We start from the raw sequence: 13,830 nt of genomic DNA on the forward strand, positions 1-13,830 counted from the left end.
GTACATGAGCGGGGATTGGGGAGTCGGGATTGGGGATTCGCAAAAGCGGGCCTGCAAATAACGCGCCAGGTCTTCTTCAGTTCGCTTGAGTCGTGTACAGAAATTCTCGGTTGCTTGCCTTGCAAATCCCTAATCCCGATTCCCCAATCCCGATTTTCCTATCCCGGCCCGTGACTACCGACATATTCGCTATTCCTCACTTCGCAATAGCATTGCCTTCGAGCTGGTGGAGCTGGCCGATGAGCGAATCCGATGCCTGCCTGCGGACATTCCAGAAGGAGCTGAGTGCCGGCACGGTGTCGCTGGCCTTGCTGGCCTTGCTGGCAGTGCTGGCGCAGGCCGATGCGCCGCTGTACGGCTATCTGATCGCCAAGCGGCTGGAGTGGCTGGGCGGCGTGCTCAGCGGCACGCACAGCGCGCTGTATCCGGTGCTGCGTAACCTGGACGGCGCAGGGCTGCTGCACAGCCATGTCGAGCCCTCCGCGTCCGGGCCGCCGCGGCGCTATTACCGCATCACCCAAACCGGGCGTGATTGCCTGCGCGACTGGAGCGCCGCCTGGCGCGCCACCCGCGATTCCGGTGACGCAGTGCTGGAGGGGACCTACTGATGACAGGCGCGTCCGTTGCCGACCACCAGTCCCGATGACCTTGTGCAAGTGCGCCAGCCCTGGCCTGCGCGGACCCGGCGACGCTTCAGGATGCGCTCCACGATGCCGAACCGGGAAGGGTTCATGGCACTCCTGCGGGCGGTGAGGGCGGTGAGGGCGGTGAGGGCACCGCGCACGCGACCAGTCCTCTGGGTTGGCGCGAACCAGGCATTTGTGCATAAAAAAAATGCCCCTCGATCGGTCTCGATCGAGGGGCGTTTTTTGTTGCCGGTCAAGCGCGTTTGCCGCGCTTGCGGATCGGGGTGACGGTGGCCGGATCGCGGCTGCCCACCGGGTCGGCATCGTAGCGAGCGATGAATTCGCGCACCTGCGGGTACACCACTTCGCGCCAGCGGCGGCCGCTGAAGATGCCGTAGTGGCCGGCACCTTCCACCACCAGATGACGGCGATGCGCCGCGTCGATCCCGGTGCACAGATCGTGCACCGCTTCGGTCTGGCCGAGGCCGGCGATATCGTCCAGTTCGCCTTCGATGCTGAGCAGCGCGGTGTTGCGGATCGCCGAGGGCTTGACCAGCTGGCCATCCACTTTCCACTTGCCCTGCGGCAGCAGGAAGTCCTGGAACACCACGCGAATGGTGTCCAGGTAATACTCGGCCGGCATGTCGAGTACGGCGTTGTATTCGTCGTAGAACTGCCGGTGCGCCTGCGCGTCCTGCAGATCGCCCTTGACCAGGTCGGTGTAGAAATCCCAGTGCGACATCACGTGCCGGTTGGGGTTCATCGACAGGAAGCCGGCGTGCTGCAGGAAGCCCGGATACACCTGCCGGCCATGGCCCGGATACGGGAACGGCACGGTGTGGATCAGGTTGTTCTGGAACCACTCGATGCCGTTCTCGGTAGCCAGGTTGTTGACCTGGGTCGGGCTGCGGCGCGCATCGATCGGCCCGCCCATCATCACCAGCGAGCGCGGCGTGGGCTCGTCGTTGGTGGCCATCAACGACACCGCCGCAAGCACCGGCACGGTGGGCTGGCACACGCTCACCACGTGCAGGCGCTCGGCGCCGATGTGACGGATGAACTCCTGGATGTAGCTGATGTAGTCCTCGAGCCGGAAGGCACCGGCTTCCAGCGGCACCATGCGCGCGTCCACCCAGTCAGTCACGTAGACCTTGTGGTTGCGCAGCAGCGTGCGCACGGTGTCGCGCAGCAGGGTGGCGTGGTGGCCGGACAACGGCGCCACCACCAGCACGGCCGGCTGCTGCTTCATCGTGCCGATCAACTCGACATGGTCGCTGAAACGCTTGAAGCGCAGCAGGCGGCAGAATGGCTTGCTCAGCACTTCACGTTCGATGATCGGCAGCGAGTGGCCGTCGACCTCGACATCGTCCAGCGCCCAGGCCGGCTTTTCGTACTCCTTGCCCAGGCGATGGAACAGCTCATTGCTGGCCGCCATGCGTTCGGCGCCCGGGAGCGAGGCCCACAGACTGTCGGGGTCGGAAAACATCTTGGCGTTCGCCTGGGCCTGGTGCACCCAAGGCGCTAGCAGATTGCGGGTCAGCTCGTGCAGTTGATAAAGCATTCCACCCATCCGTGCGGCTCTTTGCTGCCGCGCAGCATACCCCCTTTGGCGCATTTGCACCTTAATGGGGCTGCGGACGGTAGAGGCTGTCATCCAAGCTGTGGCAGGCGCGAGCGCCCTGATTTGCCGCGATTTTACGTTGCCGCCATCGGAGATACGTCGGACGACGGCGCCGCGCTGGAAGTGCGCGTTCTCGCAGAGCCGTGCGGACTGCCTGGCAGGCTCCTCTGCCTGCGGGGAGGGGCGAGGAAGGCAAGGGACATGGGGCCCACACGCACTCAACTTCCACCAGGCTTCGTGCGTACCTGCGGGGACACCTTCTCCCGCCGGGAGAAGGGAGTAAGGCCGCTTTCCCGCGGGCGAGGGTGGCGGGAGGGCGCGCGGCGAGCCACTCGCCTCGCCATGTGTGCCTCAGCCGGCCAACGTCCTGCTCAGCCGCGCTCCAACGCAGACGCCTCATCGGCCAATTGCGGCGACAACCAGCAGTGCGAACCGAGTGCAGCAAACCCCACGCCGGCGAAGCGGCGCCGATACCAGCGCGCCGGCCGCGCCTGAAAACCCTCGTGGTCGCCCTCGAAGGCGTCTTCTTCGGCAAATGTCTCCAGAAACGCCACGCCCGCGCACATCTCGGCCAGCCCCGGCAGCCCCTGGTTGAACTCGCGGGTGGGCACGTAATGCAGCACGTCCGAGCAGATCAGCAGATCCACCGGCGCGCAGGGGCGCAGCCAGGCGAAATCGCCGAAGCGGGCAGGATGGATCTGCCGGCTGCGTCCGTAACGCTGTACCGCATAGGCGCTGCTGTCGAAGCCCAGATAGCTCAGCCTGGGGCGCAAGGCCAACAATGGCGCGCGCCAGGCCGCCTCGCCACAACCGATATCCAGCACGCTGCGGATCGGGCGCTCCAGGTAGTACTCGGCCTGACTCACCGCCAGTGCGACCTTGCGTCGCAGGCGCGCAGGGTCGGCCAGCCCCGCATCCCTGTACCAGCGGCGGAAATAGTGGGCGTCGTACTGCTTGTCGTCGGGTTCGGACATGGACGTCAGGTGCTTTCGCATGAGCGGATGGGTGAAAATGCGGGCCATCCTACGCCAGCCAGCGAAGCCAGCACATGACCCTGTACCTGTGGATCAAGACCTTCCATCTGTTGTTCGTCACTGCGTGGATGGCGGCGGTGTTCTACCTGCCACGCATCCTGGTCAATATCGCCGAAGCCGGTGCCGAGCCTGCGGTACGCACACGCCTGGTGCTGATGGGGCGCCGCCTCTACAGATTCGGCCACAGCATGCTGGGCCTGGCGCTGCTGCTGGGCGCGGTACTGTGGCAGGGCTATCGGGTGATTCCGGATTTCCCGACGATGGTGGCCGGTGGCTGGCTGCACGCAAAACTGTTTGCGGTGGCCTTGATCCTGGCGCATTACATCGTGGCCGGGCGCTGGTTGAAGGGCGTGGATCAGGGCCGCAGCCTGCCCAGCGGCCGCGCGCTGCGGCTGTTCAATGAAGTGCCGGTGGTGTTGCTGGTCGCGGTGATCTGGCTGGTGCTGGCCAAGCCGTTCTGAGCGTTGTTGAAGTACAGGCAGCGCGTGCGTTTGCCTGACGCAGTCGATGCGCAGCGACGATGGCGATGCGATCCCACGGGGTGCAGGCCGGCACCGCGCGCCGATGGCGGACATCACCTGGGCGCGCAGTGGCCGACACGCATGGGAGACAAGCCGGGATCCGGCGACGTCTGCAGCCGCACACCTGGATCAACACCGCCAGGAACGCGAACGCGATCAGGACGAAGATGCAGTACAGCGCCCGCCTGCTGACTACGACATGCGCGCAGCAGGCGGGCTGCAACACCGGTGACAGGAGAGGCAGGGCTTATTGCAACCAAGTCCTTCCTCGATGACCAATCGTCTCGCTGGCTGGCGATGGTGCACGCAGCACCATCGCCTCGGCGTATCGCCGATCAGTTGCCTTCGTAGGCACCGTAGCTGCGCAGGCGCTCGTAACGACGCTGCAGCAGGCCTTCGACCGGCAGCTTTTCCAGCGCTTCCAGCTCATTGAGCAACACGGCCTTGAGGCGCTTGCCCATTTGTTCGGGATTGCGATGCGCGCCGCCGGTGGGTTCGCGGATCACCTTGTCGACCAGGCCCAGGCCCTTCAGGCGCTTGGCGGTCAGGCCGAGCTGCTCGGCGGCGTCCTTGGCCTTGGCCGCGTCCTTCCACAGGATCGAAGCGCAGCCTTCGGGCGAGATCACCGAATAGGTGCCGTATTCCAGCATCAAGGTGCGGTCGCCCACGCCGATCGCCAGCGCGCCGCCGGAGCCGCCTTCGCCGATCACGGTGCAGATCACCGGCACTTTCAGTTCGGCCATCTCCAGCAGGTTGCGCGCGATCGCTTCGGACTGGCCGCGTTCCTCGGCGCCGATACCGGGGTAGGCGCCCGGGGTGTCGATGAAGGTCAGCAGCGGCAGGCGGAAACGCTCGGCCAGCTTCATCAGGCGCAGCGCCTTGCGGTAGCCCTCCGGACGCGGCATGCCGAAGTTACGGGCGACCTTGCTCTTGGTGTCGCGGCCCTTCTGGTGGCCGATGATCACCACCGCGCGGCCATCGATGCGGCCCAGGCCCCCGACGATCGCCTTGTCGTCGGCATAGGCGCGGTCGCCGGCCAGTTCCTGGAATTCGTCGCAGATGGTGTTGATGTAGTCCAGCGTGTACGGGCGCTGCGGGTGGCGCGCCAGCTGCGAGACCTGCCAGGCCGACAGGTCGCGGAAGATCTGTGCGGTACGCACGCGCAGCTTGTCGCGCAGCGCACGCACCTCGGTGTCCACGTTGACTGCAGGGCCGGTGCTGGCCTTGCGCAGTTCCTGGATCTTGGCTTCCAGATCGGCGATGGGTTGCTCGAAGTCGAGGTAGTTAGGATTCATGCAGTGGTGTCGTCAACGTAAGGCGGGGAGTGTAGCCGAATGCGTCCGATGAACCCGTACGGTGGGGTTGGGAGAATCGGGAATCGGGAATGGGGAATCAAAGCAGGGCGGATGGCGGCCTCGCTTTTGCGATTCCCCATTCCCGACTCCCCATTCTCACGCCCACGGAGGGCTGTACTTGATCTTCAGGGTCCGCACCGCGGGATCGGCGCGCAGGCTGTCCATCAACTGCTGGTCGATGCGCACCGAGTGGCTGCCGTTGAGGTCGAGCATGCCGGCCACCCCACCGGTCGGGGCGCGCAGCAGCAGGTCCAGGCGCAAGGGGGTCTTGCCGGGGCGGTGCTTGGCCAGCAGGGCGTCGATGCGCTTCCAGGCCTGCTTCTCGCGCAGGTCCAGGCGCAATGACAGGCGTTGCGCATGGTCGGCGCAGATCTGCTCGTAGTCCCAGCATTGGCGGATCCGCAGGCTGTAGCCGCCGTTGAATTCGTCCTCGCGCAGGCCGCCCTTGACGATCAGGATGCGGTCGCGGGTGAGCAGGTGCCCGAACTCGGCCATCGCATCGGAGAACGCGCTGCATTCGACCCGGCCACGGCCGTCTTCGAGCTGCACGAACACCTGGCTGTCGCCCTTGCGCCGCACGCCGATCACCTGGCCGGCCAGGATGGCGCTGACTTCCGGGCGCCAGGCGCGTTTTTCGCCATCGCCGCCGCCTCCGCCGCCGCGTTGTTGCGAGGCGAGGATCTTCTCCAGCGACCCCAGGTCGCAGCCGACCAGCTCGCGCACCTCGTCGCGGTGCGGGTCGAACGGATGGCCGCTGAGATAGAAGCCCAGCGTTTCGCGCTCGCCGGTGAGCAGCTGGCCCAGCGGCCATTCCTCGCTTTCGGGCAGGTCCAGGCGCAACGCCGGCGCGCTCGGGTCCGGCCCGCCGAACAGCGAGTTCTGGCCCGAGGCGCGCTCGCGCGCCAGCTGCTCGGTGGCCTTGACCACTTCCGGCAGCTGCAGCATCAGCGAGGCGCGGTTCTTGCCCAGCCCGTCCATCGCGCCGGCATTGATCATGGCTTCGAGCGTGCGGCGGTTGAGCTTGGCGGTGCCCACGCGCGTGCAGAAATCCAGCAACGTGGTGTAGGGGCCGCCGCGCTGGCGTTCTTCGACGATCGCCTCGCAGGCGCCCTGGCCGACACCCTTGATCGCGCCCAGGCCGTATTGAATCGTGTCCGGGCTGGCAGCTTCGAACATGTAGGCCGACTCGTTGACGCGTGGCGGCTTGACGGTCAGGCCGAGATTGCGCACCTCATCGAGAAAGCCGACCACCTTGTCGGTGTTGTCCATGTCCGAGGACAGCGTCGCGGCCATGAATTCGGCTGGGTAATGCCGTTTCAGCCACGCGGTCTGGTAGCTGACCAGCGCGTAGGCGGCGGCGTGCGACTTGTTGAAGCCGTAGCCGGCGAACTTCTCCATCAGGTCGAAGATTTCGTCGGCCTTGGCCGCGCCCACCCCGCCCTTGGCCGCGCCCTCGCGGAAGATCTCGCGGTGCTTGGCCATTTCGGCCGGCACTTTCTTACCCATCGCACGGCGCAGCAGGTCGGCGCCGCCCAGCGAATAATCGCCGACGATCTGCGCCATCTGCATCACCTGCTCCTGGTACACCATGATGCCGTAGGTGTCCTTGAGGATGGCTTCGGTGCGCGGATCCGGGTAGATGATCTCCTGCTGGCCGTGCTTACGCGCGTTGAAGTCCGGGATCAGGTCCATCGGGCCGGGGCGGTACAGCGACACCAGCGCGATCAGGTCTTCGAAACGGTCCGGGCGCGCGTCCTTGAGCAGGCGGCGCATACCCGAGGATTCGAACTGGAACACCGCGCCGGTATTGCCCGAGGCGAACACGCCCTTGTAGGTGGGCACGTCGTCGAGCGGAATGGTGGTGATGTCGACCGGGTCGATGCCGGCGCGCGCATGGCGCACGTTGATCGCCTTGACCGCCCAGTCGATGATGGTCAGCGTGCGCAGGCCGAGGAAGTCGAACTTCACCAGGCCGACCGCTTCGACGTCGTCCTTGTCGAACTGGGTGACCGGATTCTTGCCGCGCCCGTCCTCGTCGTGTTCGGCAAACAGCGGGCAGAATTCGGACAGCGGCTCGGGCGCGATCACCACGCCACCGGCGTGCTTGCCGGCGTTGCGGGTCAGGTCCTCGAGCTGACGGGCCAGATCCATCAGGTCGCGCACGTCGTCTTCGACCTGATAGCGCTGGATCAGGTCCGGCGAGGCCATCTCCGAGTCCTTGCCTTCGCCCATCGCATCCTTGAGCGTGATGCCCAGGATGTTGGGGATCAGCTTGGCCACGCTGTCGACCAGCCCGTAGCTGAAGCCGAGCACGCGCCCGGCGTCGCGTACCACCGCCTTGGCCGCCATGGTGCCGTAGGTGATGATCTGGCTGACCCGTTCGCGCCCGTACTTGCGCGCCACGTAATCGATCACCTCGTCGCGGCGATCCATGCAGAAGTCGATGTCGAAGTCGGGCATCGACACGCGTTCGGGGTTGAGGAAGCGCTCGAACAGCAGGTTGTACGGCAGCGGGTCCAGGTCGGTGATCTGCAGTGCCCAGGCCACCAGCGAACCGGCACCGGAACCGCGCCCCGGGCCGATCGGAATGCCCTGGTTCTTGCCCCACTGGATGAAGTCGGCCACGATCAGGAAGTAGCCGGGGAAGCCCATCTTGATGATGGTGTCCAGCTCGAATTCCAGCCGGTCGACATAGTCCTGGCGGGTCTTGCCGGGCGCGATTGGGCTCTTTTCCAGGCGTGCGGCCAGACCGTCGCGCGACTGGCTCCGGATCCAGCTGTCCAGCGTCTCGTCTTCGGGCACCGGATAGGCGGGCAGGAAGTAGGTGCCCAGGCGCATCTCGATATTGCAGCGCTGCGCCAGCGCCAGCGTGTTGTCGATTGCATCGGGCACGTCGGCGAACAGCGCGGCCATTTCGTCGCCGGACTTCAGGTACTGCTGGTCGCTGTACTCGCGCGGGCGCTTGGGATCGTCGAGCACGCGGCCGGAGGAAATGCACACCCGCGCCTCGTGCGCATTGAAGTCGCTGGCGTACAGGAAGCGCACATCGTTGCTGGCCACCACCGGCAGGCCGCGCACACCGGCCGCATGCAGCGCGAACTGGTTGAAGCGTTCTTCGCCCTGGCGCCCGGTACGGGTGAGTTCCAGATGCAGGCCGTCGCCGAACACGCGCTGCCAGTCGGCCAGCTGCTGCTCGGCCAGGTCGGCGCGGCCCTCGCCGAACAGGCGCCCGGCCAGGCTGTCGCGGCCGGCCAGGGCGAACAGGTTGGCATGGCCGCTCTGCAGCCATTCGGGGTGGATCGCCACGCCGCCTTCGGGGCGGTGGCCTTCCATCCAGGCGCGGGTCAGCAGGCGCGACAGGCTCAGGTAGCCTTCGCGGTCGCGGCACAGCAGGGTCATGCGCCAGGGCGTCATGTCCGGGGTGGCGATCATCACGTCGGCGCCGGCGATCGGCTTGATGCCCACGCCCTCGGCGGCCTTGTAGAACTTGACCAGCGCGAACAGGTTGTTGAGGTCGGTGACCGCCAGCGCGGGCATGTCGAGTTCGACCGCGCGGCTCAGCAGGTTGGCCTGCTTGGCCTTTTTCGGGTCAGCCTGATCCGGTTTCTCGGGCACACGGATGGTGGAATCCGCCAGCGAGAACTCGGTGTGGACGTGCAGATGGACGAAGCGGGAAGTGGACATGCGAGACCGGAATAATGCGGGGTCAGGGTAGCGAGCGTGGTCGGGTCGGACAAGGCTTGACAGCACCGGCGCGGCGCCGCGGCCAGCTGCCACGGGGGCTGGGCGGTGTGGCCGATTCAGGCTGTGGCTAGCTGGATGCAGCGCAGCGGTGGCGATTGCGCGGATCGGGGGGCGTGCGGGGCTGGGCGTGCGTGACTTGCTGCGCGAAGCCCTGGCTGCACCGGCCGTTTCCGTGCCACTGGTGGGTGGCGCCGGGACCGGGCCAGGTCAGCCTGGAAGGGGGCGCTCAGTCAGCAAGCAGCAGCGCATCGGCCGGGGGCGCGCAGGGCACGTCCCACGGCGACTGCGCCGCCTCGATGCCCAATGCACGCCGCACCGGGGCGAAGCTGCGACGGTGCTGCGGGCACGGCCCATGGCTGCGCAGCGCGGCCAGGTGCACCGGCGTGGCGTAGCCCTTGTGCTGGTCGAAGCGGTATTCGGGGTGCTGGACGTGCAGGTCGTGCATCAGGCGGTCGCGGGTGACCTTGGCCACGATCGAGGCGGCCATGATGGCGCGATCGAGCGCATCGCCGCCGATCAAGGCCTCGGCCGGGCAGGGCAGGCCCTTGGGCACCCGGTTGCCATCGATGCGCGCAAACCCGGCCACATGCGCGACGCCTTCCACCGCACGCCGCATGCCCAGCATGGTCGCCTGGTAGATATTGATGCGGTCGATCTCCTCGCTGTCGATCAGCACCACCGACCACGCCAGCGCCCGCTCGACGATGCGCGCATACAACTGCTCGCGCCGCTGCGCGCTCAGCTGCTTGGAATCGTCCAGCCCGTTGATGCGCGGCTTGCCGGGATCGAACACCACCGCCGCCACCGCCACCGGCCCGGCCAGCGGGCCGCGCCCGGCTTCGTCGACACCGGCGATCAAACGCCGGGATTCGGCATTGGGGATTTGGGATTGGCCAAACAAGGGCGACTGGCGCGCCTCGGCGTTGCCGCTATCGGCTTGAGTGCCCGAAGCAATGATCTTCATGCCTTTGCTCCTGACGAATCCCGAATCCCCACTCCCGAATCCCCGCCTTCCAGCAACTCCGCCACCGCATCGGCCGCGCGTGCCGATGCGTCGCAGCGTAGTTCTGCGTGCAGGGCGAGATAGCGTGGTTGCAGCGCGGCGACCTTTTCCGGGTGCTTGAACCAGTCCAGCAGGGCCGCGCACAGGCGCTCCGGGGTGCAGTCGTCCTGCATCAGCTCCGGGGCGAGGTCATCGTTGGCCAGGATGTTGGGCAGCGCGTAGCGGTTGACCTTGAGCAGGCCCAGCGTCTTGACGATGCGGTAGGTGAGCGGGGCGACCTTGTAGCCGACCACCATCGGGCGCTTGACCAGCATCGCCTCCAGCGTCGCGGTACCCGACGCCAGCAGCACCACGTCGGCGGCCAGCATCGCGGTGCGCGCCTGGCCATCGAGCAGGTGCGACCGCAGCACCGGCAGCGACGAGCGCGACAACTGCTCGGCCAGCAGCTGCTTGCAGCCAGGATTGGCCGCCGGGACCAGCACGTGCAGGTTGGGCAACTGCTCGGACACCAGCCAGGCGGCCTGGAAGAACGTCTCGCCGAGCTTGCCGATCTCGCCATGCCGGCTGCCGGGCAACACTGCCAGCACGGTGCTGGAGGCGGACAGACCCAGCTTGGCGCGCGCGGCGGCGCGATCGGCCTGGTAGGCGATGTCGTCGGCCATCGGGTGGCCGACAAAGCGCGCATCGATGCCGTGCCTGGCGTAGATCGGCGGCTCCATCGGAAACAGGCACAGCACCAGGTCGGCGCTGGCGCCGATCTTTTCCGCACGCTTCTCGCGCCAGGCCCACACCGAGGGGCTGACGTAATGCACGGTGCGCACACCGCGCTGCTTGAGCCAGCGCTCGACCGACAGATTGAAATCGGGTGCATCGATGCCGATGAACACGTCCGGTTTCCATGCCAGCACACGCTCACGAAACGCGCGGCGCAGCTTCAGCAGCCGCGGCAGATGCTGCAGCACTTCGGTCAGCCCCATCACCGCCAGTTCGCTGGCATCGAACCAGGTCTGGCAGCCGGCGCCACGCATCGCATCGCCACCGATGCCGACGAACTCGGCAGCCGGATAGCGGCGCCGAAGCTGCTCGATCAAGCCGGCACCCAGGATGTCGCCGGAAGCTTCGCCGGCGATCAGCGCGATGCGTGGGGAGCAGGGATTGGGGATTGGGGATTGGGGATTGGCCAGTGCGTCGTGCACGACTTGGCCCGGTGTGGCGAGGACGCTTTGCATCCCCAATCCCGAATCCCGAATCCCGGCCTTCATCGCAACAACGGCCTTTCCGCCGCCTCGATGAACTCGAGCAGCCCGCGCACGTCTTCGCTGCTCTTGGCCTGTTCGGCCAACTGCAGCTTGGCCTCGGCCAGCGGCAGCCCGGCGACGTACAGCGTGCGGTAGGCGCGCTTGATCGCAGTGATGCGCTCGGCATCGAAGCCGCGACGCTTGAGCCCTTCGCTGTTGATGCCGCGTGGGCGGCCCAGCGATTCGCTCCCGACCATGGTGAACGGCGGCACGTCGCCGTTGGTCAGCGCGCCCATGCCCAGGAAGGCGTGCGCGCCGATCCGGCAGAACTGATGGGCACCGGCAAAGCCGCTGATGATCACGTAGTCGCCCACGGTGACATGGCCGGCCAGCGTGGTGTTGTTGGAGAACACGCAGTGGTTGCCGACATGGCAGTCGTGCGCCACGTGGGTGTAGGCCAGCATCCAGTTGTCGTCGCCGACCACGGTGATGCCGCCACCGCCGCCGGTGCCGCGATTGATGGTGACGAATTCGCGGATCACGTTGCCGTTGCCGATCACCAGTTCGGTGCGCTCGCCGGCGTATTTCTTGTCCTGCGGTTCGCCGCCGATCGCGGCATGGCCGATGAAGCGGTTGTTGCGGCCGATCCGGGTCGGGCCGTGGATCGAGCAATGCGGCCCCACCTCGGTGCCCGCATCGATCTGCACATCGGCGCCGATCAACGAAAACGCGCCCACGCGCACATCGCTGGCCAGTTGCGCCGACGGATCGATGACGGCGGTGGGATGAATCAAGGGTGCTTGATCACGCATCGTGTCTCACCTCCAAAAACGGGTTATTCCTTGGCGCCGGCGCACATGATTTCGGCGCTGGCCACGACTTCGCCGTTGACCTTGGCCTCGCCGTAATAGCATCCCATGTTGCGGATCAGGCGCTTCATCTGCACTTCCAGCATCAGCACGTCACCCGGCACCACCTGCTTGTTGAAGCGGGCGTTGTCGACCTTGACCATGTAGAACAGCTTGGATAGCGCGTCGCGCCCCAGCCCGAGCTGGGTCATCACGCCACCGGCCTGCGCCAGTGCCTCGATGATCAGCACGCCGGGCATCACCGGGCGGGTAGGAAAATGGCCCTGAAAAAATGGCTCGTTGATGCTGACGTTCTTCTGCCCAACGATGCGCTTGGCTTCCAGGTCGAGCTCGACAACCCGGTCGATCAGCAGAAACGGATAGCGGTGCGGGATCAGCGTCTGGATCTGGTTGACGTCGATCGGCAGCTCGTAAGTGGGGTGACTCATTCTTTCTCCTTGCCCACAGCCAGGATGCGCCTTGCCAGCACATCCAGTTGTTTGAAGCGCGCGGCATTCTTGCGCCACGTGCGATTGTCGGTGAGAGGGGTGCCGGACGAATACTCGCCCGGCTCATGGATGGAATTGCGCACCACCGACTTGCCTGTGATCACGACCTTGTCGCAGATCTCCAGGTGCCCGACCACGCCGACATGCCCGCCAAGCAGGCAGTAACGGCCGATCTTGGCGCTGCCGGCGATTCCGGTGCAGCCGGCGATGGCGCTATGTGCGCCGATGTGGCAGTTGTGCGCGATCTGCACCAGGTTATCCACGCGCACGTCTTCTTCCAGCACGGTGTCTTCCAGTGCACCGCGGTCGATGCAGGTGTTGGCGCCGATCTCGCAATCGTCGCCGATCACCACACCGCCCAGCTGCGGCACCTTGATCCAGTGGCCGGCATCCATCGCCAGGCCGAAGCCGTCGGCGCCGATCACCGCACCGGGATGGATGCGCACGCGCTTGCCCAGGCGCACCCGGGTGACCAGGGTGACGCGGGCGAGCAGCTCGCTGCCGTCATCGACCACGCAATCCTCGCCGATGATGCTGCCGGTGCCGATCACGCAGCCATCGCCCACGCGGCTACGCGCACCGACGCTGACGAACGGGCCGACATGCGCAGTTGGCGAGACCTGGGCACTGGGATCGATCACCGCCGACGGGTGAATGCCCGGTTCGCGCACCGGCGCCACATCGAACAAGGCGGCGATCTTGGCGAAGGCGGTGTAGGGATCCTTGGCGACCAGCGCGGTGCCGCGTGCGTCCTGCGCATCGTCGGAGCGCAGCACCACCACGGCGGCCTGGCTCCGGCCCAGCTGCGGCCGGTAGCGCGGATTGGACAGGAAGCTCAGTTGCCCGGCGCCGGCATGCGCCAGGGTGGCGACGCCACTGACTTCGATGGCGCCATCACCGATGACGGTCAGACCAAATTGTTCGGCAATCGCACTGGCGGTCAAGCGCATCAGGGTGAACCTCTTGTAAGTGTGGGAGAGCCGCTTTAACGGGGAGAAAACACCATTAAACAGTTCCCAACAAAGCCTGCGTATCTAGGGTCCCGTCGCAATCAAGCGGCCAATCCAGGAACACGCATATGAAAACCGTTCTTTCCGTCCTTGGTGGTCTGGTCATGATGGGCGCGGTCGCAGGTGCATCGGCCCAATCCTTCGATGTCGAGCAGGGCAGGGCAACCGGTGAGCAGCAGCTGCAGTGTCTCAGCCTGCCTGCCGGCGACATCGCCAGCTGCCTGTCCAACACCGTCTCCACATGGTTGGACAGCTGGTTCTGACCGGCCCACATTCAACCGGTGATACACGGGCGGCCCGCTTGCGCGGGCCGCCTTCTTT

12 protein-coding genes are annotated in these 13,830 nt (G+C 66.2%); 3 read left to right on the forward strand and 9 right to left on the reverse strand.

Annotated elements, in window-relative coordinates:
• The first annotated feature begins 239 nt into the window (after positions 1-239).
• Positions 240-608, forward strand: a complete 369-nt coding sequence (locus EO170_RS08505; RefSeq protein WP_126944082.1) for a PadR family transcriptional regulator — start codon at positions 240-242, stop codon at positions 606-608.
• Positions 609-879: 271 nt separating this feature from the next.
• Here the strand turns inward: EO170_RS08505 and EO170_RS08510 are convergent, their stop codons facing one another.
• Both EO170_RS08510 and EO170_RS08515 read right to left on the reverse strand, forming a co-directional pair.
• A complete protein-coding gene (locus EO170_RS08510) occupies positions 880-2,187 on the reverse strand; it encodes a polyhydroxyalkanoate depolymerase (protein ID WP_039520278.1) in 1,308 nt (435 codons plus the stop codon).
• A 431-nt stretch (positions 2,188-2,618) separates the two neighbouring features.
• Entirely contained in the window at positions 2,619-3,221 is a 603-nt protein-coding gene (locus EO170_RS08515; protein WP_162490522.1) for a class I SAM-dependent methyltransferase, read from the reverse strand.
• 74 nt (positions 3,222-3,295) lie between these two features.
• On the opposite strand from EO170_RS08515, the gene EO170_RS08520 reads away from it, so the two are divergent.
• Entirely contained in the window at positions 3,296-3,742 is a 447-nt protein-coding gene (locus tag EO170_RS08520; RefSeq protein WP_104583405.1) for a CopD family protein, read from the forward strand.
• 395 nt (positions 3,743-4,137) lie between these two features.
• On the opposite strand, the gene EO170_RS08525 is transcribed toward EO170_RS08520, so the two are convergent.
• The 7 genes from EO170_RS08525 to lpxD all read right to left on the reverse strand — a co-directional run bounded on the left by EO170_RS08525 (position 4,138) and on the right by lpxD (position 13,449).
• On the reverse strand, positions 4,138-5,097 hold the full coding sequence (locus EO170_RS08525) for an acetyl-CoA carboxylase carboxyltransferase subunit alpha (protein ID WP_053045248.1): 960 nt from the start codon (positions 5,095-5,097) through the stop codon (positions 4,138-4,140).
• Positions 5,098-5,253: 156 nt separating this feature from the next.
• Positions 5,254-8,841 carry a DNA polymerase III subunit alpha gene (gene dnaE / locus EO170_RS08530; protein ID WP_053045247.1) on the reverse strand — a complete coding sequence of 1,196 codons (3,588 nt, stop codon included), beginning with the start codon at positions 8,839-8,841 and terminating at the stop codon, positions 5,254-5,256.
• 286 nt (positions 8,842-9,127) lie between these two features.
• Positions 9,128-9,865: a ribonuclease HII gene (locus EO170_RS08535; RefSeq protein ID WP_126944088.1), complete on the reverse strand. Its 738-nt coding sequence runs from the start codon at positions 9,863-9,865 to the stop codon at positions 9,128-9,130.
• Complete coding sequence (gene lpxB / locus EO170_RS08540) at positions 9,862-11,133, reverse strand: lipid-A-disaccharide synthase (protein ID WP_164740975.1); 1,272 nt, start codon at positions 11,131-11,133, stop codon at positions 9,862-9,864. Before lpxB ends, EO170_RS08535 begins: the two co-directional genes overlap by 4 nt.
• Positions 11,134-11,162: 29 nt before the next feature.
• A complete protein-coding gene (lpxA, locus tag EO170_RS08545; protein WP_104583403.1) occupies positions 11,163-11,954 on the reverse strand; it encodes an acyl-ACP--UDP-N-acetylglucosamine O-acyltransferase in 792 nt (263 codons plus the stop codon).
• A gap of 23 nt (positions 11,955-11,977) precedes the next feature.
• The gene (fabZ, locus tag EO170_RS08550) at positions 11,978-12,439 is read right to left on the reverse strand and encodes a 3-hydroxyacyl-ACP dehydratase FabZ (protein WP_053045245.1); all 462 of its coding nucleotides are present in this window, start codon (positions 12,437-12,439) and stop codon (positions 11,978-11,980) included.
• A complete protein-coding gene (gene lpxD, locus EO170_RS08555) occupies positions 12,436-13,449 on the reverse strand; it encodes a UDP-3-O-(3-hydroxymyristoyl)glucosamine N-acyltransferase (protein WP_126944091.1) in 1,014 nt (337 codons plus the stop codon). The genes fabZ and lpxD overlap by 4 nt, the downstream gene beginning before the upstream one ends.
• 128 nt (positions 13,450-13,577) lie before the next feature.
• Between lpxD and EO170_RS08560 the strand changes: the two genes are divergently transcribed.
• The gene (locus tag EO170_RS08560) at positions 13,578-13,772 is read left to right on the forward strand and encodes a hypothetical protein (RefSeq protein WP_126944094.1); all 195 of its coding nucleotides are present in this window, start codon (positions 13,578-13,580) and stop codon (positions 13,770-13,772) included.
• The last annotated feature ends 58 nt before the right edge of the window (positions 13,773-13,830 follow it).

The sequence above is a fragment of the Xanthomonas sp. BRIP62409 genome, from assembly GCF_003992965.1.
GTDB classification, from domain to species: Bacteria; Pseudomonadota; Gammaproteobacteria; order Xanthomonadales; family Xanthomonadaceae; genus Xanthomonas; species Xanthomonas euroxanthea.

Excerpts from the sequence above, each read along its gene's own strand:
- EO170_RS08525 (WP_053045248.1), bottom strand. The coding sequence starts at position 5,097 with ATGAATCCTAACTACCTCGACTTCGAGCAACCCATCGCCGATCTGGAA.
- dnaE (WP_053045247.1), bottom strand. The coding sequence starts at position 8,841 with ATGTCCACTTCCCGCTTCGTCCATCTGCACGTCCACACCGAGTTCTCG.
- EO170_RS08515 (WP_162490522.1), bottom strand. The coding sequence starts at position 3,221 with ATGTCCGAACCCGACGACAAGCAGTACGACGCCCACTATTTCCGCCGC.
- lpxD (WP_126944091.1), bottom strand. The coding sequence starts at position 13,449 with ATGCGCTTGACCGCCAGTGCGATTGCCGAACAATTTGGTCTGACCGTC.
- fabZ (WP_053045245.1), bottom strand. The coding sequence starts at position 12,439 with ATGAGTCACCCCACTTACGAGCTGCCGATCGACGTCAACCAGATCCAG.
- lpxA (WP_104583403.1), bottom strand. The coding sequence starts at position 11,954 with ATGCGTGATCAAGCACCCTTGATTCATCCCACCGCCGTCATCGATCCG.
- EO170_RS08510 (WP_039520278.1), bottom strand. The coding sequence starts at position 2,187 with ATGCTTTATCAACTGCACGAGCTGACCCGCAATCTGCTAGCGCCTTGG.
- EO170_RS08505 (WP_126944082.1), top strand. The coding sequence starts at position 240 with ATGAGCGAATCCGATGCCTGCCTGCGGACATTCCAGAAGGAGCTGAGT.
- EO170_RS08560 (WP_126944094.1), top strand. The coding sequence starts at position 13,578 with ATGAAAACCGTTCTTTCCGTCCTTGGTGGTCTGGTCATGATGGGCGCG.
- EO170_RS08520 (WP_104583405.1), top strand. The coding sequence starts at position 3,296 with ATGACCCTGTACCTGTGGATCAAGACCTTCCATCTGTTGTTCGTCACT.
- lpxB (WP_164740975.1), bottom strand. The coding sequence starts at position 11,133 with ATGCAAAGCGTCCTCGCCACACCGGGCCAAGTCGTGCACGACGCACTG.
- EO170_RS08535 (WP_126944088.1), bottom strand. The coding sequence starts at position 9,865 with ATGAAGATCATTGCTTCGGGCACTCAAGCCGATAGCGGCAACGCCGAG.